We start from the raw sequence: 23,529 nt of genomic DNA, 5'->3' as shown, positions 1-23,529 counted from the left end.
CTTAACAAAACGTGCAATATTTATGTAGATATGGAGAATAGGCTGAAAGCTTCAACCGAAAAAATAAAGCGTATTAAAGAAAAAGTAAATATGTCCCTTGAAAAGGCTGATAACTTGAAACAAACAAGCGCTTCAGATCCGAGCCAAGTTGTTTTGATTTTCGAAAATAATAAATATGCAAAAGCAGTTTTTGGTAAATTTGACGAAAATCTCGCTTATATCGAAAAAAAACTTGAACTTAGTATTCATCCGCGTGGTAATGAAGTCTTAATCCGTGGAAGTATTTCTGTTATAAAACGTGCGCAATATGTATTGCAGCAACTTTATGAACGTGCCCAAACACATCAAGAGCTCACTTTATCAGATATAAAAGGAGCACTTGCTATGGCAAATATACCAAAGAAGCAGAAAGAAGACACAATAACATACAAATCTGCAACGAAACGTATACCAGCACGGTTGAGTACCCATAAAAAAATAATTCATGCAAGAACTCCAACACAAGATGCTTACATACGCGCTATGGAGCATACTGAGCTTGTATTTGGTGTAGGACCAGCAGGAACAGGCAAAACGTATCTTGCTGTTGCTCATGCTGCAATGCTTCTAGAACGTGGTATCATTGAGCGAATTATTCTCTCACGTCCGGCTGTTGAAGCTGGAGAACATCTTGGTTTTCTTCCCGGTGATCTCAAAGAAAAAGTCGACCCATATTTACGACCACTTTATGATGCTCTTTATGATATGATGCCCGCTGAAAAAATAGAACGCATTTTAGCTTCTGGTGTCATAGAAATTGCTCCTCTTGCCTTTATGCGCGGACGAACACTTGCCCATGCTGCTGTTATTCTTGATGAGGCACAAAATACTACGCCCATGCAAATGAAGATGTTCCTCACACGTCTTGGTGAAGGAACACGTATGATTGTTACCGGTGACGTAAGCCAAATTGATTTGCCTACAGGGCAAAAATCAGGTCTCATTGAAGCAATTCGCATTCTTTCAAATGTAGAAAATATTGCAATTGTACATTTTGATGAAGAAGATGTTATACGCCATCCACTTGTTGCTGCTATCGTTCGTGCTTATGATCGTGATTCCGAAATACAAAATAAAAAAAAATCATTCGCATGCGATGCATTAAAAAATGAATTTGATTCATCATGATTATTATTGATATAATGGTCAAAAGCGCAGGGTGGAATGATGAGAAAATGCTTTATAATATCACTGAAAAAGCATTAATGACGACTATGCATCATGTTTCATTGGAAAATGTTGTAAGCGAGATTAGCCTGCTTTTTACGGATGATAAACATATGGCACAAATCAATGCACAATGGCGCAACAAAAACAAATCTACTAATGTATTATCCTTTCCTGCTTTTCCACTTAAAGCTGGAAATCCTCCTGGTCCCATGCTCGGTGATATTATTATTGCGCGAGAGACTGTTGTTCTCGAAGCAGAAAAACAAGGAAAAACATTTCAAGACCATTTAACGCATATGATTGTTCATGGTATCTTGCATCTGCTTGGCTATGACCATGAAACTGATAATGAAGCATATCAAATGGAAAAGCTCGAAAGAGAAATTCTGCAAAAGCTTTCCATAAAAGATCCTTACGCTGAATTGTCTATAAATGATAAAATTTAACTTTTAAAATCAATATTACGAGCATACCATTCAAAGCCTCTCATTCACCTAATTATAAAAAGAAAGTTTAGAAGATTTCAAAACCATGACAAACAAAACAAATGCACAAAATAATAGTCAAACATCTTCTAATAATGAAAAAAAAACCTCTCAACAGACGAATCATACAGAAAAATATTCTCTGATGAATCATTTGTTTTCATTTTTACGGGGTCGTAATTGTGTGTCTACATCACTGCGCGATGATCTTACCGTTGCACTCACGACTGACAATAAAAAAGACACTGCCCTCTTCTCACCTGAAGAACGTACTATGTTGCATAATATTTTACGCTTACGTGAAGCACGCGTGGATGATGTTATGATACCACGTTCTGAAATCGAAGCACTGGAAATAAACACTTCACTTGGAGAAACCCTTAAATGCTTCGCAAAAATTGGTCATTCTCGCTTACCTGTTTATGCTGAAACTTTAGATGATCCGCGTGGCATGATTCATATCCGCGATATTCTTAACTATATGACTCGCTTTATTGTCAGCCCAACAAAAACCGAACAGAAATCCGATTTGCTTCAATTAAACCATACAGACTTACACACCCCAATCGGTGAATTGGATCTGATCCGAACTGTTCTCTTTGTTCCAAGTTCCATGCTTGCAAGCAAATTATTAACACGAATGCAAACTACACGAACTCAAATGGCTTTAGTTATTGATGAACATGGGGGAACAGATGGTCTCGTTTCAATGGAGGATATTGTTGAATTGGTTGTTGGTGATATCGAAGATGAACATGATAATGTCGACAATGCTATCGTACGTGAACCAAACAATAAATGGCTCGTTGATGCAAGAACTGAACTAGAAGATGTGGAGAAAGCTCTTGGTCCTGATTTTATCGTAGGGGAATATGGTGATGATGTTGATACGATTGGTGGTTTGATCGTCTCCATTCTTGATCGCATTCCTGCCAAAGGTGAAATTGTCGAAGCTGTACCTGGTTATAGATTTCGTATTTTAGAAGCTGATAAACGCCGGATTAAGCGATTGCGTATTTTTCGCATTCCAAAAAATGAGAATCTTGAGAACAATGTCATCCCTAAAGAATAGTCCAGCGTTTTTAAACAATTTCATCGTTTTTTTGTCCTCTGTTACCGGTTGGAAGCGCCAAGCATGGATATTTCTCTGTGGTGCTCTTACTTCTTTTGCACTTCCACCCTTTTATTTGACACCTCTTTGCTTTTTAACTTTCCCTCTCTTTATTGTTTTGCTGGACTCAATACGGGACGCAAAAAACAATAAAAAACATTTTTTTACTTACGCTTTAAGCTGTGGAACCTTTGGTTTTAGTTATTTTATTTGCGGACTTTGGTGGCTATGCAATGCTTTGTTAACAGATCCAGATTCTTTTGGTTGGGCAGTCCCATTAGCCATTTTAGTTCCTCCACTCTACCTTTCTCTTTATTGGTTTTTTTCTGGTTTCATTGTCGGTTTATTATGGACAAAAGGAATAGCACGCTTTTTTGTTTTAGCCTTTGCATTAGGATTGTCCGAGTGGTTGCGTGCGTTTTTATTCACAGGATTTCCATGGAATGCTCTTGGCTATACAGCCATGCCAACCCCAATGTTCATGCAATCTGATGCAATCGTGGGACTTTACGGAATGAATATTCTTGCTGTCTTAGCCTACAGTTTGCCAACTGTTTTATTAACAAATGAAAAAAAGAAAGTGGCACTCTCTCTTTGCTTATCACTTATATTCATTCACAGTGGTTTTGGGTTTTATCGTCTTCATACTATAGAAAACACAGCTAAAAATCAAAAAAGTTCTTATTGGGTGCGCATTGTTCAACCTTCCATCCAACAAAATATAAAATTGCGTGATAATACACGAGAAGCTATGTTGGAAGCGCATATGAATCTAAGTGCAATGCCAACAACCGATCAAAATTCAGAACCCGATTTTATCGTATGGCCCGAAGCTTCCGTTCCTTACCTTCTCTATGATAACTCATCTATCACAATGCGCATTGCCTCTCTTTTAAAACCTAAACAATGGGCTATTATCGGAGCAATACGAGCCAGCAATGATCTACCTCATTCCCAAACACAATATTTTAATACAATTGCAGTCATTAATGCTCAAGGTAATATTTTAAATACTTCCGATAAACTTCATTTGGTTCCTTTTGGTGAATATCTTCCTTATCAGAATTTATTGAAAAAAATTGGATTGCGTACCCTTGCCGATAATATTGGTGGATATAGTGCTGCAAGTGTGCGCAAAATTGTTACAATGCCAAACGGATTTTCTTATCTACCCTTGATTTGTTATGAAGCAATATTTCCTCATGAAATGACTTTTAAAGGCTCCCCGCCTCAAGCAATTATTAATATTACAAATGATGCATGGTTTGGTGTAACACCAGGACCCTATCAACATCTTCAACAAGCACAACTTCGTGCCGTTGAACTCGGAATCCCCCTCATACGAGCAGCCAATAACGGAATATCAGCTGTTATTGATTCTTATGGACGAATCGTTGTAGCTCTTCAACAAAATGCTGTGGGCATTATTGATTCACAAGTTCCATCATCCATTACCCCTATAGGAAGCAATGAATACAGAACTTTCTCTACTTTTATCTTATTCATCCTTATGCTATTGTGTCGTGTTGGTTTTGGTTCTACAAAACAGCTTAAATGATTCAAGTGCCCTTTGTACGGTATTATGTTGCGTTTACCAGTAATATTGGGAAAAAATATTACATATTATTTTAATTATATGATAAATCAGCTGCGCATAAATATGATGTTGGTTTAGAATAAAAGTGCTGGAAATAAAGAGTTGCATTATGACCGAAACTAGAAAAAAACCTGACCCTATAGATATCTATGTTGGAACTCGTATCCGCTTACGTCGTAATATTTTAGGACTCACTCAAGAGAAACTAGGTGAAAAATTAGGAATTACTTTTCAGCAAATCCAAAAATATGAAAAAGGAACAAACCGTATTGGTGCCAGTCGTCTTCAAGCGATAGCGGAAATTATGGATGTTCCTGTTTCTTACTTTTTTGATAAAGGTATTACCTCCCAACAAGTAGAGGGTTTTGCTGAAAATGATCACAATTTTATAGACTTTTGTTCTAGCAGCGAAGGGATTCAGCTCATGCGCGCTTTTACAAATATATCTGATGCTAAAGTGCGTCGAAAAATTATTGATTTGGCAAAAGCACTTTCTGAGGAAGATTTGACAAATAAGCTATAAATTTAAATTATATCTTTTCTCTTTTATTCATATAAATTTTCATTGACGATTTGCTGTAGAATTAGCAAATCGTGACAACTTTAGTAAGCAATTAATTAAATCGTTGATTTTCTTTTTTGAAGGAGTTCCTATGCCGCATCAAGATTATCTTTTTACGAGCGAATCGGTATCGGAAGGACATCCTGATAAAATTTGTGATCGTATTTCCGATGAAATCGTTGATATGATCTATAAAGAAGCTGAAAAGACTGGTACTGATCCATGGTTAATACGCGTTGCCTGTGAAACTCTCGTCAGTGTCAACCGTGTTGTTATCGCTGGTGAAGTGCGTGTCCCCGATACGCTATTAAAAAAAGATAAAAATAAAGAATTTATCTATGATGAAACTGGCTTTCCACTCATTAATCCTACGCGTTTTCGTACAGCAGCGCGCCGTGCTATTCGGACCATTGGCTATGAACAAGCAGGATTCCATTGGAAAACTGTTAAAATTGATGTTCTTTTGCGCCCTCAATCAGCTGACATAGCAAGAGGGGTTGATAATGCTACGGATCGGCATGGTGAAGAAGGAGCAGGTGATCAAGGCATCATGTTTGGATATGCTTGCCGTGAAACACCTGATTTCATGCCTGCGCCAATTTATTATGCGCATAAAATTCTCAAACTTCTTGCCGCAGCCCGTCATAAAGGAGAGGGAGAAGCTGGAAAATTAGGACCAGATGCTAAAAGCCAAATAACCATACGCTATAAAAATGGAAAACCGATAGAGGTCACATCCATTGTTCTTTCAACTCAGCACCTCGATGAAAGCTGGGATTCCAACAAGGTACGTACAGTGGTTGAACCTTACATTCGTCAAGCTTTACATGACATTCCCATTGCAGCTCAATGCAGTTGGTATATTAACCCAACAGGAAAATTTGTCATTGGTGGTCCTCAAAGCGATGCCGGATTAACAGGACGCAAAATTATTGTGGATACTTATGGAGGCGCAGCACCCCATGGAGGCGGTGCTTTTTCAGGAAAAGATACAACAAAAGTTGATCGTTCTGCAGCCTATGCGGCACGCTATCTGGCTAAAAATATTGTTGCGGCTCATTTAGCAGAGCGATGCACCATTCAACTCTCTTATGCAATTGGTATTGCACAACCTTTATCTATTTATCTTAATCTTCATGGAACAGGAAAAGTCGATGAAAAAGTTATTGAAGCAGCCATTCGCAAAATAATGGACCTTTCACCTACCGGCATTCGAAAACATCTTGACCTCAATAAACCTATTTATGCGAAAACAGCTGCCTATGGTCATTTTGGGCGAAAACCAAAACACGATGGTTCGTTTTCATGGGAAAAAACTGATCTCGTGAAAACGCTTCAAACAATGATCCAAATTCCATGATTAAATATAATACACGCAAGAGTGAAGCATTTTTTGGACGCCGACAAGGAAAACGATTACGAAACTGTCAGCTTATCCGTATAAAAACGCTTCTCCCAACTCTTAACATTGATTTAAATGTCCCTCCTCCCTCAAACCTTACATCCTTATTTTCAAGCAAAGTAAGAGAAATTCGACTTGAAATCGGCTTTGGTGGAGGTGAACATTTACTTCATGAAATGGAATATTTTCCACAAACCGGTTTTATTGGCATCGAGCCCTTCATTAATGGCATGGCAAAAATGTTAATGTCTCTTGAACAGCATGCACAGCATCAAAATCATCTCCGACTCTATGATGATGATGCTACACGCCTCCTTGATTGGCTCCCAAATGCATCACTCGATGGAATAGACCTTTTCTACCCTGATCCATGGCCTAAAAAAAAGCATTGGAAACGACGCTTCATCAACATAAAAAATCTTAATCGTTTTGCGCGCGTTCTTAAAACAGGCAAAAAATTCCGCTTTGCTAGCGATATAGACAGTTATGTAAACTGGACTTTGTACCATTGTGCACAACATGATCACTTTGAATGGAAAGCAGAAAGCCCTCAAGACTGGAAACTCCCTTATCCACTATGGAAAGGAACCCGCTATGAAGCAAAAGCTTTACGCGAAGGACGAACACCTGCCTATCTTACCTTTATCAAGAAATAAATGATCAAGCGCTTTTCTCATAAACAACTTGAAAAATTTTGAATTTAAGAGTATCAATAGTTAAATTCTTGGTCTTATGATGAAGGGTGGGCCGTTGGACCCGCTCTTTTTTAATATCATAAAACTGATGAAACCAACTTGGATAAAATGTATGAACGAAGCTGAAAAAATAAGCAATCTTGACGAACCACGCCTGTTTGAAGAAGATGGTATCGAAGCACAGGTTGCTGCTCTTGTCATACCACTACTTAAACCTTTAGGTTTTCGTTTGGTTCGTGTGAAACTTCTTGGTCAAAATGGTTTAACACTTCAAATTATGGTTGAACGTGCCGATGGTTCTATGACCGTAGAAGATTGTGAAACTGTTAGTCGAACTGTTTCCCCCCTCCTTGATGTACAAAATGTTATTGAACGCAAATATCATTTAGAAATCTCATCACCTGGAATTGATCGTCCATTGGTAAGAAAATCTGACTTTTTTCATTGGCAAGGGCATCTTGCAAAAATTGAAACCAAAATAACAATTGATGGGCGCCGAAAATTTCGCGGGACACTTACAAATATCACGCAAGATGGATTTATTTTAAACACTGATAAAGCTGCTTATGGAGAAGCCATGTATACCCCTATTTCCTTTTGTGATATCATAAATGCGCATTTAGTGCTTACCGATGAGCTTATTCGCGATGCATTGAAAAAAAATAAAGAGTTAGGTCAACAATTCATTGCTGAAGAGAAAGCTAACGACTCTATACAGACGCTCAATTTCAAAAAATAATATCACTGGGAAATACCCATCGTGTGGCACAAAGAAGGAGAAAATTGATGGCTACAAGCGCTAACAGGCTTGAGATTCTGCAAATTGCAGATGCTGTTGCACGTGAAAAGTCAATCGACCGTGAAATTGTCATTTCTGCGATGGCTGATGCTATTCAAAAAGCAGCACGTTCTCGTTATGGTCAAGAAACAAATATCCGTGCTGAAATCAATTCTAAAACAGGTGAAATTAAATTACAGCGCCTGCTTAAAATCGTTGATGTCGTTGAAGACTATACAACGGAAATTACTTTGTCTGATGCTCTTAAACATCAAGCAGAAGCAAAAATTGGTGATTTTTTTGCTGATCTTTTACCTCCTATGGATTTTGGACGTATCGCAGCACAATCTGCTAAACAGGTTATTGTACAAAAAGTACGCGACGCAGAGCGTGATCAGCAATATGAAGAATTCAAAAATAAAGTTGGTGAAATTATTTCTGGTACAGTTAAGCGTGTGGAATATGGTAATGTTATCGTTGATCTCGGACGTGGTGAAGCTATTGTGCGCCGTGATGAATTAATTCCTCGTGAATCATTCCGCTATGGAGATCGTATTCGTGCTTTTGTCAATGATGTACACCGTGAAACGCGTGGTCCGCAAATTTTCCTTTCACGCACACATCCCCAATTTATGGTAAAACTTTTCACTATGGAAGTGCCAGAAATTTATGATGGTATTATAGAAATCAAATCTGTTGCTCGTGATCCAGGTTCACGGGCTAAAATCGCCGTTGTTTCACGCGATGGTTCCATTGATCCTGTTGGAGCATGCGTTGGAATGCGAGGAAGTCGTGTACAAGCTGTTGTTGCTGAATTACAAGGCGAAAAAATTGATATTATTCCTTGGTCGCCTGATGCGGCAACATTTGTCGTTAATGCACTGCAACCTGCTGAAGTTTCTAAAATCATCCTTGATGAAGATGCTGAACGGATTGAAGTTATTGTGCCAGATGATCAACTTAGCCTTGCTATTGGACGACGTGGACAAAATGTTCGCTTGGCTTCGCAACTAACAGGATGGAACATTGATATTTTAACGGAAAAGGAAGAATCTGAAAATCGTCAAAAAGAATTTACTGAACGGAGTAAATTGTTTATGGAAGCCTTAGAGGTTGACGAAATGATCGGACAAGTTATGGCATCAGAGGGTTTTTCTTCTATTGAAGAAATCGCCTATATTGATCTTGAAGAGATCGCTTCTATTGATGGTTTTGACCATGATACCGCCGCTGAAATCCAAAGTCGTGCCCGAGAATATCTTGATCATCAAGAAAAAGAACTCGATGAAAAACGCAAAAAGCTCGGAGTTTCTGACGAATTGCGAACACTTCCTGGAATGACAAGTGCTATGTTGGTTGCTGTAGGTGAGGATGGTGTAAAAACAATAGAAGACTTTGCTGGCTATGCCGTTGATGATTTAGCTGGTTGGAGAGAACGCAAAGAAGGTCAAACACAGAATTTTTCTGGTATTTTAACCCCTTTTGACATTACACGCGCGGATGCAGAAGCTATGGTTTTAGCCGCACGTGTACAAGCAGGCTGGATAGACCAAGCTGATCTTGTTACAGAAAATCCTGTAGAAGATGAAAATTCTGCAGAAAATGAAAAAACAGATGATTTGGATGTGGATACACTTTAAATGAATGAACGGACTTGCATTGTGACCAGAAAAAATGCTTCAGCACAAACGCTGATCCGTTTTGTTATTGGTCCCAATAACCAAATTGTTCCTGATCTTAAAGCGAATTTACCAGGGCGTGGCGTTTGGATTTCTGCCCATCACGCTATTATTGAGAAAGCAATCAAACAGAAAGCTTTTCATAGAAATTTTAAAACAGATGTTGAGGTTGCGCCAAATCTTGTGCATGTTGTTGATACGCTTTTACTAAAAGCCGCTCTTTCAAGCCTTTCCATGGCACGAAAAGCGGGAGCAATTGTTATGGGAGCAACAAAGGTTGATGCTGCTATCCGATCTGGTAAAGTTATTCTTGTACTTCATGCTAAAGAAACAACAGATGATGGGAAACGAAAAATTGCACAGGCCATCCATTCAATACAACAACAAACAAATCGGACTATAAAAAACATATCTTTATTTACAAGTGATGAAATGCGAGTGGCTTTTGGCTCTAATCCTGTAATGCACGCGGCCTTATTGGACACAAAAGCTGCTGAGGGATTTCTCAAAACGACATATAAATTGATCAGCTATCGTGACGACAAGCATAGTAAGCCTAGTGAGATGACGGCACAAGCCGTGAAGGAAATACAATGAGTGAAAATAACAACGACAAAACAACAGTCAAGAAGACACTAACTCTCAAGAGGTCTGTCTTGGAAACGAGCACGGTCAAACAAAATTTTAGTCATGGCCGTACGAAGGCTGTCGTTGTCGAAACCAAACGGCGTAAAATTACGCGACCTGATGAAAAAGCTGAAACCCCACAGCCCATTACAAAGCCGCATGTGGCCCCTCAGCGCTCTAAACCGCGTTTTGAGGGAAAAAAGCCTCAAGAATCTGTGACCAAAAGCAATCTTTCATCGACTGAAATGGAAGCGAGACTTCGCGCATTAGAAGAAGCACATATCCAAGAAAGAATAACACGAGAACAAGCCGAAGAAGAAGCAAGGCGCGCTAAAGAGCGTGAAGAAATTTTACAGCAAGAAATTAAAGAAAAAGAAATACATCTCCAACAAGAAGAAGAAATATCGCCAGTACAGGCTCCACCTGTTCCCCCTCTCATTGAACAGACAGATATTTCTATTGCGCCTAAAAACACAACTGTGGTTGAAAAACGCAAAATAGATGAAAATAAAGAGGAAGAACGGCATAGTCGACGTGCTAATCCTGCTAAATCAGAAATACGTGTACCAAAAGTTGTCAAAGGAGCTGATGAGCGGCGACGCGGAAAGCTAACTCTGAATAGTGCACTAGATGAAGAAGGAAGCGCACGTGGACGCTCAATGGCTGCAATGCGGCGTAGACAGGAAAAGTTTAAGCGTGCACAAAATCAAGAACCAAGAGAAAAAATTTCTCGCGAAGTTGTTCTTCCTGAAACGATTACCATTCAAGAGCTCGCACAACGTATGACTGAGCGTTCTGTTGATGTGATTAAATTCTTGATGAAACAAGGACAAATGATGAAACCTGGCGATGTTATTGATGCAGATGTTGCCGAACTCATCGCTGTTGAATTTGGCCATACTGTTAAACGTGTTTTAGAATCTGACGTAGAGGAAGGTATCTTTAATATAACAGATAATCCTCAAAACATGCAGCAGCGCCCTCCTGTTGTAACCATTATGGGCCATGTTGACCACGGAAAAACTTCTCTTTTGGATGCTATTCGTAAAGCAAATGTTGTTTCTGGCGAAGCAGGAGGTATTACGCAGCATATTGGTGCCTATCAAGTAGAACAAAACGGTCAAAAAATTACCTTTATTGATACACCAGGACATGCTGCATTTACGGCTATGCGTGCACGTGGAGCTCGTGTTACCGATATTGCTGTTCTCGTTGTAGCCGCTGATGATAGTGTTATGCCCCAAACGATTGAATCAATCAATCATGCGAAAGCCGCTGGTGTACCTATCATTGTTGCTATCAACAAAATTGATAAACCAGCTGCGAATGCACAAAAAGTGCGTACAGAACTTTTACAACATGAAGTATTTGTTGAAACTATGGGCGGAGAAACTTTGGACGTTGAAGTTTCTGCTAAAACTGGTCAAAATCTTGATAAACTTCTCGAAGCTATCCTTCTTCAAGCTGAAATGCTTGATCTGAAAGCAGATTCTCAACGAACTGCAGAGGGCGTTATCATTGAAGCCAAATTGGATCGCGGACGTGGATCTGTTGCAACAGTTCTTGTTCAAAAAGGTACATTACACCCTTCTGATATTATAGTTGCCGGAAATGAATGGGGTCGTGTGCGTGCTTTGATTGATGACCATGGTCGCCATATTAAAGAAGCGCTCCCCTCTACACCGATTGAAATTTTGGGCATGCAGGGAACACCTCAAGCTGGTGACCGTTTTGCTGTTGTTACGCATGAAGCAAAGGCACGTGAAATTTCTGAATACCGTCAACGATTAGCACGTGATAAAGCTGTTGCGCGGCAAACTGGTTCGCGTGGTTCTCTTGAACAGATGATGACAAAATTGCAAACGATAGGTGTTAAGGAATTTTCTCTTATTATAAAAGGGGATGTGCAGGGATCAATTGAAGCAATCGCTTCAGCATTGGAAAAACTCGGAAATGATGAGGTTCGTGCGCGTATTGTACATTCTGGTGCGGGAGGAATTACCGAAAGTGATATTTCTCTTGCGGAAGCTTCTAATTCTGCTGTAATTGGTTTTAATGTTCGAGCCAATAAGCAAGCACGTGATTTTGCTAAAACACAAGGAATTGAAATTCGTTATTACAACATCATTTATGATCTTGTTGACGATATTAAGGCTGCCATGTCTGGATTACTCTCACCAGAACAGCGTGAAACTTTCCTTGGTAATGCTGAAATCCTAGAAGTCTTTAACATTACAAAAACTGGAAAAGTTGCAGGATGTCGTGTTACAGAAGGTAAAATAGAACGAGGAGCCGGTGTTCGCCTTATCCGCGATAATATCGTTATTCACGAAGGAAAGCTGAAAACACTCAAACGCTTTAAGGATGAAGTCAATGAAGTGCAAAGTGGTCAAGAATGTGGAATAGCCTTTGAAAATTATGAAGACATGCGCGCAGGAGACATCATTGAGATCTTCCGTATCGAACATATTAATCGCACATTATAAAATAATCCAATAACTTTACTCTGTTGTAAAATGAAGAAAGTTATTAGGTTTTATACACAATATCTCTTTTTCCTTATCTAAATGGTCAAAAAAAGAGATCTTGTAGCAAGGATAAAACTTTGATGAAAAATGCAAAGCCCTCACAACGGCAACTTAGAGTAGCAGAGCAAGTACGTCATGCAATAGCGCATATATTACAGCGTGATATTTTGCTTGATGATATCTTGAAAGATATTGTTATTTCTGTCTCTGAAGTACGCATGTCACCAGATTTAAAAATTGCTACTTGCTTTGTATCACCTCTCAGCACTCTTAAAAATGCTTCTCATACCGATGTTGTTGATACCCTCAATAAACATAGTCGTTTTCTCCGTGGAGAAATCAGTCACGCGTTGCGACAAATGAAATATATGCCTGAACTGCGTTTCCGACTTGATAATAGTTTTGATAATTTTTCAAAAATTGATGCCCTCCTTCGCTCGCCTGAAGTTGCTCGCGATCTTCACCATAGTGATAAAGATGAGGATTAAAGATATGGCACGGCAACACAAAAAAAAAGGGCGTCCTGTTTCTGGCTGGGTCATATTTGATAAACCAAAAGGAATGAAATCAACAGAAGCTGTCTCACAAATCAAATGGCTCTTTCATGCACAAAAGGCAGGACATGCGGGTACACTTGATCCTCTTGCTTCTGGTCTCCTTCCCATTGCATTGGGCGAAGCAACCAAAACCGTCCCTTACGTGATGCAAGGCAAAAAAACTTACCGTTTTCATATCGCTTGGGGAGAAGAGCGTTCAACAGATGATCTAGAGGGCGAAATAACGAAAACTTCTCTCAAACGTCCAACACAAGAAGAAATACTTGCTCTTCTTCCTCAATATACAGGTGTTATTTTGCAAACGCCTCCGCAATTTTCAGCAATAAAAATTGCCGGAAATCGTGCCTATGATTTAGCGCGTGAAGGGGAAGTTGTTGAAATTCCGCCCCGTGAAGTGGAAATAGAAACTTTCAAATTATTAGAAATGCCTACCAAAGAGCACTCTGTCTTTGAAATAACCTGCGGAAAAGGAACTTATGTGCGCTCTTTAGCGCGCGATATGGGACGTGATCTAGGTTGCTATGGGCATATTGCTGATTTAAGGCGTATTTCTGTCGCACCTTTTGATGAAGAAGATCTCATTACATGGGACGAACTAAAAGCGGCCGTTCCGCCAAATAAAAACACTACAGATGAAAATAATCGTTCTTTTGAAAAAAACTTCACAACACTCGATGAGCTCTTAATTGAAACAAGCGCTGCATTGGATTGCCTCCCTCACTATATCCTTAATGAAACTCAAGCACAGAGAATTATAAAGGGTCATTCTATCCTCTTAAGTCATCACAAAGTACCTCTTGACGAAGATGAGATTTTTGTCCTCTATAAAGAACAACTTCTTGCCATTGGCACCCTCGACAAAAGTTTATTTAAACCGAAGCGGATTTTCACAATTTAATCGATTCTTTTCCGCACCTACCTTTTGCGGAAAGATATTTTTTTCTATCAATTAAGAAAAATATGGTACTTTTCATTGTCTATGTTTACCATATTCATATCAAAATTTAAGTCAGTGCTATAAGCTAACACCACCACACACTTTTTCCTCTTAATGTCGGAACAATCCTTGCGTTTGAAAGGATTCATAAGAGGCTTTTTATTTCTTATTCAATCGTTTTTTACTCACACTTTAACCCTCATTTGTAATGTGCAAGCGAAGATTTAGACTGATTTACTCTAAATAGATTTGAAACGAGAAAAGCTTAAGATTTTTAAGACTATCACTCAACATGAAAAACGACAAATAATCATTATAAATCAATTTATTAACCACTTAAACAGCAATTTTTTGTTATGATTATGCTAACAAATCGATCGAAATAATATTAACGTATTTAATATTTTACAAAAACTGTTTTAACCCTAAGGGAGATGATCAGAGGAGGCTTTTAAAAGCATCTCATTGGCTTGGGGTATTGTTTGGCGTTCAATCATACGGTGCACTCTTATGCCGTTAGGAGCACAATTTAAATGACGCAAACGCTTATTGACTTCTGCATCCGCTTTTGTACGACGATGATTATGGCGTAAATAATCTACCCATGTCGGCATATGATAAGCCTCTGTCCAATATTCAGGTCTTTCAAGATCTCGTAAAAGAACCCACTGACGCGCACCATCACGTAACCGGATATGGCGTCGACGCGTCATCACTTTGAGAAACTCTTCGAGATCATTTTCATGAATTTGATAATCAATCATTATCATGATCGGGCCACTTCTTGCTTTGAGGTCGAGTAATAGTTCCGGCTCTCTAAAATGATCAAGAGGATTTAAATCTATCTGAGGAATTTCTTGAATTCTAAATTTTACCCCCGCAAGAGCACCAAAAATCAAGAATAGAGAACAAATACTCAAAGCAATTGTTGGAGAATAACCATCAGCTAAGCCTCCCCAGATTGCACTTCCAATAGCCATCCCCCCATAAGACGCCGTTTGATAAAGTGCTAAAGAACGTGCAACAACCCAGCGTGGTGTAGAGAGTTGTACAGATGTATTAAACAATGATAATGCCAAAACCCAACATAAACCTGCAGGAAATAAAGCAATATGGCTTATAATTAGTGAACGGCTGATTCCCAATAAAAAGCAAGAAAAGGCGAAACCAATAAATGCACTTGCAATAATTGTTTCTGAACGAAAATGATGCCGTACAACTGCATTAATAATACCTGCTGTCATGGCTCCTAACCCAAAACAACCGAGCAATGTACCATAAAGAAGGGCACTTCCTCCAAGAACTTTATGCGCAACAATTGGCAAAAGTGCTAAAATAGAAATAGCTCCTATACCAAAAAGGAACGCTCGAACCATAATACTCAGGAGATTAGGTGACATCGCAACATAACGCAAACCATCTGAGACAGCTCCTAACAGCCTTTCTCGTGGCAATGAGTTTTTTTTATAATTCGACTTCCAGAAAAATAACGCACCGATAAGAGGAATATAGCTTATAGCATTAAACAAAAAAGCAGCAGATGCCCCCAAAGTTGCAATGATGGCACCGCCAATAGCAGGACCAACACTCCGCATCAAATTAAAGCCTACACTATTCAAACTAACAGCAGCAGGAATATTTTCCCTGCTCACAATATCTCCTATCGTTGCTTGCCAAGAAGGATTATAAAAAGCTGTGCCACATCCAATCAAAAACGTAAAACATAACAAAAGCCAAGGTGTTAGAAATCCCATATAGGCTAAAACAGATAAACTCATGGATATGACCATCATCATAATCTGCGCACACAACATAATTTGACGCCGATTAAAATTATCCGCTAATGCCCCTGCCATCAAAGAAAACATAACAAGTGGTAATGTTGTGGCACTTTGAACAAGCCCAACCATGGAATGCGAAGAACTAATCAACGCCATTAACCACCCTGCTCCAACAGCCTGTATCAGCCCTCCTAAATTAGAAATAAGAGTAGATGACCATAAATTTCGAAATACCGAATTACGAAAAAGTTTTAATGTTGAAATGCTCTGCATCTTTTTCCTCCAAATCGGTATTTATCACTTTTATTACCACGCACGCGCTCATAATCTTTGTATCAAAAGGATGCATAATTCTTTAAAAGACTTCTCATAAAACTCTATTTAAATCAATATTTCAAAACAAAAGCTTTTATTTAAAGAAAGACTTCAAAATGCTGTAAAGGACTAGTATTTTAACCTTCTTTCCTATATAAGGACGAAAATAGGTAAGAGTCTTAGACTTTTCTTGCTTCCTCACAGACCCTTGCTGAACGACATCTCGGCTATGGGTGACTTTATGTTTCTTCGTTTTTGGAAAGGATAATACGATGTCGATTACAGCTGAACGTAAACAAGCTCTTGTCGCAGAATACGCAAATAAAGTTGGTGATACAGGATCACCAGAAGTACAGATTGCTGTACTTTCTGAACGTATTTCTAATTTAACAAACCACTTTAAATCTCACAAAAAGGATAATCATTCTCGTCGTGGTCTTTTGAAGATGGTGTCTCAACGCCGGCGCCTTCTTGATTATCTTAAAGGAGTTGACCAAAATCGTTATCAGACACTTATCAAGAAGTTAGGTTTGCGTCGCTAAAAGAAAAATGGTGGTGGTGTTTTAAAAAAAACCACCTATTTTTTCAACGTGTTGCTTTTAATTAAAAAATTTAAAAACTGACAAGTTATTATGGGATAGGACTGCTCATCATTTCGCATTTAAGGCAGTTTACTTCTCTCTTCTCGTAACAAAGATAAAAAGTATGTTGTCCACCCCAGAGCTTGGAAATATGCTACGCAAAACCAGAATGTGAGCAATCAAAGATTTAAACACTGGTCATTAAGGATAAAAAATGTTCAAAACGCACAAGATAGAAATTGAATGGGCTGGGCGTCCTCTCACCCTTGAAACAGGGAAAATAGCACGTCAAGCTGATGGTGCAGTGATTGCTACCTATGGAGAAACTATTGTCTTAGCAACCGTTGTATCAGCCAAAAGTCCAAAACCAGACCAGGATTTTTTTCCACTCACTGTTAATTATCAAGAAAAATCCTATGCTGTTGGTAGAATACCTGGGGGCTATTTAAAACGTGAAAGTCGACCAAGTGAAAATGAAACTTTGGTTTCACGTTTGATTGATCGCCCAATTCGTCCCCTTTTCGTTGAGGGATATAAAAATGATACGCAAGTGATTGTTTCCGTTATACAGCATGATCTCGAAAATAATCCCGATATCCTTGCGATGATTGCATCTTCTGCTGCATTGACCCTGTCAGGTGTTCCTTTCATGGGTCCTATAGCTGGTGCCCGCGTTGGCTATTGTAATGGACAATATGTTCTCAATCCTCATATCGATGAAATGCCCGAATCAAAACTTGATCTTGTTGTTGCTGGAACAGAAAGTGCTGTTTTGATGGTTGAATCAGAAGCACAAGAGTTACCAGAAGATATCATGTTGGGTGCCGTGATGTTTGGTCACAAAGGCCTTCAACCTGTCCTTGATGCCATTATAAAGCTTGCTGAAGTTGCTGCAAAAGATCCTCGTGATTTTGTTCCTGAAGATCTTTCTGAACTTGAAAAAGCAATGCAGAAAATGGCAGAACAGGATATACGAAAGGCTTACACAATTACTGATAAGCAAGAACGTTATGCTGCAATTGATGCACTAAAGACAGAAATCCTCAATAAATTTATGCCCGAAACAGAAGAAGACTGTAAGTTTAGTGCAGATCAAATTGCAACCGTATTTAAACAGTTGCAAGCAAAAATTGTTCGCGGGAATATTCTTGATACCCAAAAGCGGATTGATGGACGCAATCTTTCTACCGTGCGCCCTATCCAATCAGAAGTAAGTATTTTACCCCGCACACATGGATCAGCACTCTTTACCCGCGGAGAAACACAAGCTATTGTCGTTGCAACACTAGGAACTGGTGAAGATGAACAATATGTTGATTCCTTAACGGGAATGTATAAGGAAACATTCCTTCTCCATTACAATTTCCCACCATTTTCAGTGGGTGAAACGGGACGCCTTGGTTCTCCTGGTCGTCGTGAAATTGGACATGGCAAATTGGCATGGCGAGCAATTCACCCCATGTTGCCAACGAAAGAATCTTTTCCTTATACCATTCGTGCTGTCTCAGAAATTACAGAATCCAATGGCTCCTCTTCAATGGCAACGGTTTGTGGGACCTCACTTGCTCTCATGGATGCCGGCGTTCCTCTAGCACGCCCTGTTGCTGGTATTGCTATGGGCTTGATTAAAGAAGGAGAACGCTTTGCTGTTCTGTCTGATATTTTAGGGGATGAAGATCATCTTGGAGATATGGATTTTAAAGTCGCAGGAACAGAAAATGGTATTACTGCCTTGCAAATGGATATCAAAATTGATGGTATTACCGAAGAGATTATGAAAATCGCGCTTGAACAAGCCCAAGGTGGACGAATCCATATCCTCAATGAGATGGCGAAAGCTTTAACCAGTGCACGTGCTGAGCTGAGTGAATTTTCTCCACGAATCGAAGTTATGAATATTTCTGTCGATAAAATCCGTGATGTTATCGGCTCTGGTGGTAAAGTTATTCGGGAAATCGTGGAACAAACTGGAGCAAAAATTAATATCGAAGATGATGGTACCATTAAAATTGCTTCTGCTGATGCTAAAACCATTGAAGCAGCAAAACGCTGGATCCATTCTATTGTTGATGAGCCTGAAGTTGGTGCTATCTACCAAGGAACAGTTGTAAAAACTGCAGAATTTGGTGCATTTATAAACTTCTTTGGTTCTCGTGATGGACTCGTTCATATCTCTCAGCTTGCATCAGAACGCGTTACCAAAACAACCGATATTGTGAAGGAAGGTGACAAAGTTTGGGTTAAATTAATGGGCTTTGATGAGCGTGGAAAAGTTCGGTTATCAATGAAGGTTGTTGATCAAAAAACCGGAAAGGGAATCACCGCTGATAAAGAGATGAATGAAGAAAAGTCTGTGGATGAAAAAAAACAACCTGAAAATAAGCGCCGCCGTAAGAAAAAAGAAGAGTAAGTTTTTCCTCTTATCTTATCATGAAATGCCATCCCAACATTGGAGTGGCATTTTTCTTTGAAAGAGTCATGTGTGTTATTATTTTTGCCTTTTGGAAATCATGAACTCCCGTATCCTGATCCAAACCAATGTTGGTTAGGTTTCGGTTTAACAGAAATCCCAACTCCAGAATGGGCACAGAATTTAAAAGTTATTACGCCTTGGCGACCAGATTTTTTAAAATTTGTCGATACTCCATTTCACTGCTCTCCTCAAATAGATAAAACCTGCAGCTATGATGGTGCATTTTTACATTTGAGCAAATATCGTGGTTTGAACCAAAATTGTTTTCTTGATTTATTAGAATGCGTTAAACCCAATGGATGGATTGTAATCAGTGGGAATAAAACTGCTGGTGCTGCTTCAATGATGAAGTGGGTCAAAACGATTGTTCCTATCACCAACAAATTGTCTAAAAATCATGGTCTTGTATTTTGGTTGCAAGTTCCTCAACAAATTGAGAGACATAACGTTTCACAATTGCGCTCACCATCGCTCACTTTTGGTAAATTTCAAACCACTTCTGGTATGTTCTCACACGGACGTATTGATCCGGGATCCGCTGCACTTGCTTCTTATATGCCCAAAGTTATTTCTGGAAAAACGGCTGATTTTGGTGCTGGATGGGGCTATCTTTCTCACGTTGCGCTTGAAAGAAGTGAAAAACTCACCGCTCTCGACCTTTATGAAGCAGACTATAACGCTTTGAGAGCAGCAAAACAGCACCTTAAATCCATAACAGCTCCTTTTTCAATTCATTTTTATTGGCACGACCTTGTGCATGAACCTATCACAAATCTGTATGACACCATCATTTCAAACCCACCCTTTCACACGCAACAAACGACAGATATTTCATTAGGAAAAAATTTTATTATAAATGCTGAAAAGTGCCTAAAACCAGGCGGCAGCCTGCTTTTTGTTGCAAACCGCCACCTGCCTTATGAAACATTATTAAAAAATATTTTCCGCACAGTGTTGATACATGAACAAGCCCATGGTTTCAAAATTATCGAAGCGCGCAGATAAAGAAAACAAGCGATAACTCTAAAGAATAAAACGTGAAAGATCGATATCAGCAGCAAGCTCACCAATAGATTTTCTCACATAAGCGGCATCAATTGTAAACGATGTTCCAGCTTTATCAGGTGCCGTGAAAGAAATTTCATCCAAAACGCGCTCCATCACTGTTTGCAAACGACGTGCCCCTATATTTTCAATCCTTGCATTTAAATCTACAGCAATATCTGCTAAAGCATCAATTGCATCATCGGTAATTTCCAAATGAACCTCTTCTGTTGCCATAAGAGCAATATATTGTTTAATCAAACTAGCTTCTGGTTCCGTTAGAATGCGCCGTAAATCTTCTCTTGTTAAAGGGTTGAGCTCCACACGGATGGGCAAACGTCCTTGAAGTTCCGGTAATAAATCAGATGGCTTAGAAACATGAAATGCACCTGAGGCAATAAAAAGAATATGATCTGTTTTGATTTGCCCATATTTTGTACTAACCGTTGTTCCTTCAACCAAAGGCAAAAGATCACGTTGAACGCCCTCACGTGAAACGGCAGCACTAGCTCCACCATCCCTAGTTGCAATTTTATCAATCTCGTCAATAAAAACAATCCCGTCATTTTCAGCAACACGAAGCGCTTCTTGAATAATTTGATCCTGATCAAGGAGTTTTTCAGATTCATCATCAATAAGCGGCTTAAAAGCATCCCTTACTGTCGTCTTACGGACTTTTGTACGACTGCCCATTTTTCCCAAAATATCTGATAAATTCATAATACCCATTTGTGCCCCAGGCATACCAGGAATATCAAAGGTTGAAGCACTATTGCTATTATTATCAGCGACTTCAATTTCAATCTCTTTCTCATCCAATTCACCTTCACGCAATTTTTTGCGAAAACTATCACGGGTAGCGGGACTGGCTGTTTTACCAACAAGGGCGTCTAAAACGCGCTCTTCAGCATTCACGTGAGCCTTTTCTTTTATTTCATCCCGTTTCTTTTCACGCACAAGAGAAATGGCAATTTCAACAAGATCGCGAATAATTTGCTCAACATCACGTCCCACATAACCAACTTCAGTAAATTTAGTCGCTTCTACTTTAACGAAGGGTGCTCCAGAAAGTTTTGCTAATCGACGTGCAATACCAGTTTTACCAACACCTGTTGGCCCTATCATTAAAATATTTTTTGGCATAACTTCTTCACGCATCGGCTCCTCAAGCTGTTGCCTACGCCACCGATTGCGCAGTGCAATAGCTACAGAGCGTTTGGCATCATTTTGGCCAATAATAAAACGATCAAGTTCAGAAACAGTCTCACGAGGGGAAAATACAACACACATTTAAATAGCTTTCTCTAAAGAAGATAATTCTGCATCCAATGTTTCAATCGTAAAATGATCATTGGTGTAAACACAAATTTTAGCGGCAATAGCCATAGCTTTACGAGCAATAGTTTCTGCATCCAAATCCAAATCCATGAGTGCACGCGCTGCTGAAAGAGCAAAATTTCCTCCAGAGCCAATTGCCATAACCCCATCCTCTGGTTCTAATACATCACCAAGCCCTGTTAGAGCCAAAGTTACTTTCTTATCAGCCACGAGCATCATTGCTTCGAGACGACGCAAATAGCGATCTGTTCGCCAATCTTTTGCAAGTTCTACACAGGCACGCATAAGCTGATCAGGATATTGTTCAAGCTTTGTTTCCAATCTTTCCAGTAATGTGAAAGCATCTGCCGTAGCACCAGCAAAACCAGCAATAACCACTCCGTTCTTTCCAAGACGACGCACTTTACGTGCATTACCTTTCATAATTGTCTGCCCAAGAGAGACCTGACCATCACCGGCCATCACGACTTTTCCACCTTTTCGTACCGTAATAATTGTTGTACCATACATTATGTCTGGCTTATGTTCTGTCATAAGGAGACTCCTTAATATTAACTTTACTTTTTAATATTGATTTCTTTTCATACAATGTAAAACTCAACTACTATTGTCCTATTTAAGAACATATACAACAAAACACAATGATTCAGCATAACTCAATTTGTTGAAAATGGAAAAATGATATCATTGTTGTCAATGTAAATTACTGCTAAATAGCTTTATATAAACAGTTTGTGCCTTTTAGAGGAAAATTATGAAAAAAATAGCCATAGGGACCTTAGGTGGAACAATTGCAATGAGTGCTGATCGTTTTGGTCACATGCAACCGACTTTAACTTCAGATAACCTCATAAAAAGTGTTCCTGATTTAAATAACGTTGCTGATATTCATGCACAAACATTAATGCAAATACCAAGTGGATCTTTATCGTTTCAAATTCTTTTTGAAATAATCGAGTGGGCAAAACAACAAATAAACGCTGGTGCAGAAGGTATTGTTTTAACACAAGGGACTGATACTCTGGAAGAAACAGCTTTTTTTCTTTCTCTTTATTGGAAGGAAGCTGAACCACTCATCATAACCGGCGCTATGCGCATGCCTCATGAAGCAGGTGCGGACGGCCCGGCCAATATTTTAGCAGCCACTCGTGTCGCAGCAGCTCCACAAAGTCGTAACAGGGGCGTTCTTGTTGTCATAAATGATACAATTCATTCACCTTATTGGCTTTATAAAAGCCATACCGTCAAAGTCGAAACATTTCAATCAGGTCTTGTAGGTATTTTAGGAACTATTTTAGAGGGAAAACTTATTTATTTCAATGATCAAAAACTTTTTCCGACAACGTTTGATCTCCCCCAAAACCACGATCATCAAATTGCACTCCTCTATTCCTCTTTATCATCTGATGCACAATTAATGAAACTATGCCTTGAAAGTGGGTATTATGCTGGAGTTGTTATTGCTGGTTTTGGTGCAGGACACTGTAGTTTTCAAGAAGCCGACCTTGTGCAACAATATGCACAAAAAATACCAATCATTATTGCTAGTCGTTGTTGTAATGGCTCAACAACTCGTATAACTTATGGCTATAAAGGCTCAGAAATCGATATGATTGCTTCTGGTGCTCTCATGTCTGGTTATTTATCAGCCGTAAAGGCGCGTCTACTTTTATGGGCGTTTTTATCGCAAGGGCACTCATTAGCACAAATCCGTGCAAACTGGAATGACTGGACTATAAGTTAATGAAAAATGATCTATTATCTTAAAGAAGAGAGCATGCAAAACAAAATTTATTTGAAAATCAAACCGCTCATCTTGTCCACTTTTAA

At 39.1% G+C, this 23,529-nt stretch carries 20 protein-coding genes; 17 read left to right on the top strand and 3 right to left on the bottom strand.

Features of this window, described 5'->3' with window-relative positions:
- The first annotated feature begins 42 nt into the window (after window positions 1-42).
- The 13 genes from ACFIKG_RS03925 (at window position 43) to truB (ending at window position 14,128) form a co-directional block, all read left to right on the top strand.
- Complete coding sequence (locus ACFIKG_RS03925) at window positions 43-1,167, top strand: PhoH family protein (RefSeq protein WP_375626873.1); 1,125 nt, start codon at window positions 43-45, stop codon at window positions 1,165-1,167.
- Window positions 1,164-1,655: an rRNA maturation RNase YbeY gene (gene ybeY / locus ACFIKG_RS03920; protein ID WP_375625647.1), complete on the top strand. Its 492-nt coding sequence runs from the start codon at window positions 1,164-1,166 to the stop codon at window positions 1,653-1,655. The genes ACFIKG_RS03925 and ybeY overlap by 4 nt, the downstream gene beginning before the upstream one ends.
- An 85-nt stretch (window positions 1,656-1,740) precedes the next feature.
- Window positions 1,741-2,766 (top strand): hemolysin family protein, encoded by a 1,026-nt coding sequence (locus tag ACFIKG_RS03915; protein ID WP_375625645.1) that lies wholly within the window; start codon window positions 1,741-1,743, stop codon window positions 2,764-2,766.
- On the top strand, window positions 2,729-4,363 hold the full coding sequence (gene lnt, locus ACFIKG_RS03910) for an apolipoprotein N-acyltransferase (RefSeq protein ID WP_375625643.1): 1,635 nt from the start codon (window positions 2,729-2,731) through the stop codon (window positions 4,361-4,363). The genes ACFIKG_RS03915 and lnt overlap by 38 nt, the downstream gene beginning before the upstream one ends.
- A 148-nt stretch (window positions 4,364-4,511) precedes the next feature.
- Complete coding sequence (locus ACFIKG_RS03905; RefSeq protein WP_330168649.1) at window positions 4,512-4,925, top strand: helix-turn-helix transcriptional regulator; 414 nt, start codon at window positions 4,512-4,514, stop codon at window positions 4,923-4,925.
- A gap of 130 nt (window positions 4,926-5,055) precedes the next feature.
- Window positions 5,056-6,324 (top strand): methionine adenosyltransferase, encoded by a 1,269-nt coding sequence (gene metK, locus ACFIKG_RS03900; protein WP_375625641.1) that lies wholly within the window; start codon window positions 5,056-5,058, stop codon window positions 6,322-6,324.
- A complete protein-coding gene (locus ACFIKG_RS03895) occupies window positions 6,321-7,022 on the top strand; it encodes a tRNA (guanine(46)-N(7))-methyltransferase TrmB (RefSeq protein WP_375626763.1) in 702 nt (233 codons plus the stop codon). The genes metK and ACFIKG_RS03895 overlap by 4 nt, the downstream gene beginning before the upstream one ends.
- A 127-nt stretch (window positions 7,023-7,149) precedes the next feature.
- The gene (gene rimP, locus ACFIKG_RS03890; RefSeq protein WP_375626871.1) at window positions 7,150-7,800 is read left to right on the top strand and encodes a ribosome maturation factor RimP; all 651 of its coding nucleotides are present in this window, start codon (window positions 7,150-7,152) and stop codon (window positions 7,798-7,800) included.
- Window positions 7,801-7,847: 47 nt separating this feature from the next.
- Window positions 7,848-9,479 (top strand): transcription termination factor NusA, encoded by a 1,632-nt coding sequence (gene nusA / locus ACFIKG_RS03885; protein WP_375625637.1) that lies wholly within the window; start codon window positions 7,848-7,850, stop codon window positions 9,477-9,479.
- Window positions 9,480-10,115, top strand: a complete 636-nt coding sequence (locus tag ACFIKG_RS03880) for an RNA-binding protein (RefSeq protein ID WP_375651802.1) — start codon at window positions 9,480-9,482, stop codon at window positions 10,113-10,115. It begins immediately after the preceding gene.
- Window positions 10,112-12,631 carry a translation initiation factor IF-2 gene (gene infB / locus ACFIKG_RS03875; RefSeq protein WP_375626757.1) on the top strand — a complete coding sequence of 840 codons (2,520 nt, stop codon included), beginning with the start codon at window positions 10,112-10,114 and terminating at the stop codon, window positions 12,629-12,631. Before ACFIKG_RS03880 ends, infB begins: the two co-directional genes overlap by 4 nt.
- Window positions 12,632-12,753: 122 nt before the next feature.
- Complete coding sequence (gene rbfA / locus ACFIKG_RS03870) at window positions 12,754-13,161, top strand: 30S ribosome-binding factor RbfA (protein WP_273787793.1); 408 nt, start codon at window positions 12,754-12,756, stop codon at window positions 13,159-13,161.
- Between the two features lie 4 nt (window positions 13,162-13,165).
- Entirely contained in the window at window positions 13,166-14,128 is a 963-nt protein-coding gene (gene truB, locus ACFIKG_RS03865; RefSeq protein ID WP_208439462.1) for a tRNA pseudouridine(55) synthase TruB, read from the top strand.
- Window positions 14,129-14,592: 464 nt separating this feature from the next.
- Here truB and ACFIKG_RS03860 read toward each other — a convergent pair whose 3' ends face one another.
- A complete protein-coding gene (locus ACFIKG_RS03860) occupies window positions 14,593-16,221 on the bottom strand; it encodes an MFS transporter (RefSeq protein WP_273787792.1) in 1,629 nt (542 codons plus the stop codon).
- Between the two features lie 314 nt (window positions 16,222-16,535).
- On the opposite strand from ACFIKG_RS03860, the gene rpsO reads away from it, so the two are divergent.
- From rpsO to ACFIKG_RS03845, 3 genes are all read left to right on the top strand, one after another.
- Window positions 16,536-16,805: a 30S ribosomal protein S15 gene (gene rpsO / locus ACFIKG_RS03855; RefSeq protein ID WP_005774142.1), complete on the top strand. Its 270-nt coding sequence runs from the start codon at window positions 16,536-16,538 to the stop codon at window positions 16,803-16,805.
- Between the two features lie 253 nt (window positions 16,806-17,058).
- Complete coding sequence (gene pnp / locus ACFIKG_RS03850; protein ID WP_375651801.1) at window positions 17,059-19,254, top strand: polyribonucleotide nucleotidyltransferase; 2,196 nt, start codon at window positions 17,059-17,061, stop codon at window positions 19,252-19,254.
- Between the two features lie 72 nt (window positions 19,255-19,326).
- Window positions 19,327-20,322 carry a class I SAM-dependent methyltransferase gene (locus ACFIKG_RS03845; RefSeq protein ID WP_375651800.1) on the top strand — a complete coding sequence of 332 codons (996 nt, stop codon included), beginning with the start codon at window positions 19,327-19,329 and terminating at the stop codon, window positions 20,320-20,322.
- A gap of 18 nt (window positions 20,323-20,340) precedes the next feature.
- Here ACFIKG_RS03845 and hslU read toward each other — a convergent pair whose 3' ends face one another.
- Together hslU and hslV are read right to left on the bottom strand one after the other, a co-directional pair.
- Complete coding sequence (gene hslU / locus ACFIKG_RS03840) at window positions 20,341-21,651, bottom strand: ATP-dependent protease ATPase subunit HslU (protein ID WP_375648363.1); 1,311 nt, start codon at window positions 21,649-21,651, stop codon at window positions 20,341-20,343.
- Window positions 21,652-22,233 carry an ATP-dependent protease subunit HslV gene (gene hslV, locus ACFIKG_RS03835; RefSeq protein WP_012754621.1) on the bottom strand — a complete coding sequence of 194 codons (582 nt, stop codon included), beginning with the start codon at window positions 22,231-22,233 and terminating at the stop codon, window positions 21,652-21,654.
- A gap of 220 nt (window positions 22,234-22,453) precedes the next feature.
- Here hslV and ACFIKG_RS03830 point away from each other — a divergent pair, with 220 nt between their 5' ends.
- Window positions 22,454-23,443, top strand: a complete 990-nt coding sequence (locus ACFIKG_RS03830) for an asparaginase (protein WP_375651799.1) — start codon at window positions 22,454-22,456, stop codon at window positions 23,441-23,443.
- Window positions 23,444-23,529 lie beyond the last annotated feature (86 nt).

Source organism: Bartonella sp. LB28NMGDW (genome assembly GCF_042194435.1).
Lineage (GTDB): Bacteria > Pseudomonadota > Alphaproteobacteria > Rhizobiales > Rhizobiaceae > Bartonella > Bartonella grahamii.
This window is presented reverse-complemented; position numbering and strand designations above follow the sequence as displayed.

Bases quoted from the DNA above. Each gene is read 5' to 3' on its own strand.
- ybeY (WP_375625647.1), top strand. From the start codon at position 1,164: ATGATTATTATTGATATAATGGTCAAAAGCGCAGGGTGGAATGATGAG.
- ACFIKG_RS03915 (WP_375625645.1), top strand. From the start codon at position 1,741: ATGACAAACAAAACAAATGCACAAAATAATAGTCAAACATCTTCTAAT.
- lnt (WP_375625643.1), top strand. From the start codon at position 2,729: ATGAGAATCTTGAGAACAATGTCATCCCTAAAGAATAGTCCAGCGTTT.
- ACFIKG_RS03905 (WP_330168649.1), top strand. From the start codon at position 4,512: ATGACCGAAACTAGAAAAAAACCTGACCCTATAGATATCTATGTTGGA.
- metK (WP_375625641.1), top strand. From the start codon at position 5,056: ATGCCGCATCAAGATTATCTTTTTACGAGCGAATCGGTATCGGAAGGA.
- ACFIKG_RS03895 (WP_375626763.1), top strand. From the start codon at position 6,321: ATGATTAAATATAATACACGCAAGAGTGAAGCATTTTTTGGACGCCGA.
- rimP (WP_375626871.1), top strand. From the start codon at position 7,150: ATGAAACCAACTTGGATAAAATGTATGAACGAAGCTGAAAAAATAAGC.
- nusA (WP_375625637.1), top strand. From the start codon at position 7,848: ATGGCTACAAGCGCTAACAGGCTTGAGATTCTGCAAATTGCAGATGCT.
- ACFIKG_RS03880 (WP_375651802.1), top strand. From the start codon at position 9,480: ATGAATGAACGGACTTGCATTGTGACCAGAAAAAATGCTTCAGCACAA.
- infB (WP_375626757.1), top strand. From the start codon at position 10,112: ATGAGTGAAAATAACAACGACAAAACAACAGTCAAGAAGACACTAACT.
- rbfA (WP_273787793.1), top strand. From the start codon at position 12,754: ATGAAAAATGCAAAGCCCTCACAACGGCAACTTAGAGTAGCAGAGCAA.
- truB (WP_208439462.1), top strand. From the start codon at position 13,166: ATGGCACGGCAACACAAAAAAAAAGGGCGTCCTGTTTCTGGCTGGGTC.
- ACFIKG_RS03860 (WP_273787792.1), bottom strand. From the start codon at position 16,221: ATGCAGAGCATTTCAACATTAAAACTTTTTCGTAATTCGGTATTTCGA.
- rpsO (WP_005774142.1), top strand. From the start codon at position 16,536: ATGTCGATTACAGCTGAACGTAAACAAGCTCTTGTCGCAGAATACGCA.
- pnp (WP_375651801.1), top strand. From the start codon at position 17,059: ATGTTCAAAACGCACAAGATAGAAATTGAATGGGCTGGGCGTCCTCTC.
- hslU (WP_375648363.1), bottom strand. From the start codon at position 21,651: ATGTGTGTTGTATTTTCCCCTCGTGAGACTGTTTCTGAACTTGATCGT.
- hslV (WP_012754621.1), bottom strand. From the start codon at position 22,233: ATGACAGAACATAAGCCAGACATAATGTATGGTACAACAATTATTACG.
- ACFIKG_RS03830 (WP_375651799.1), top strand. From the start codon at position 22,454: ATGAAAAAAATAGCCATAGGGACCTTAGGTGGAACAATTGCAATGAGT.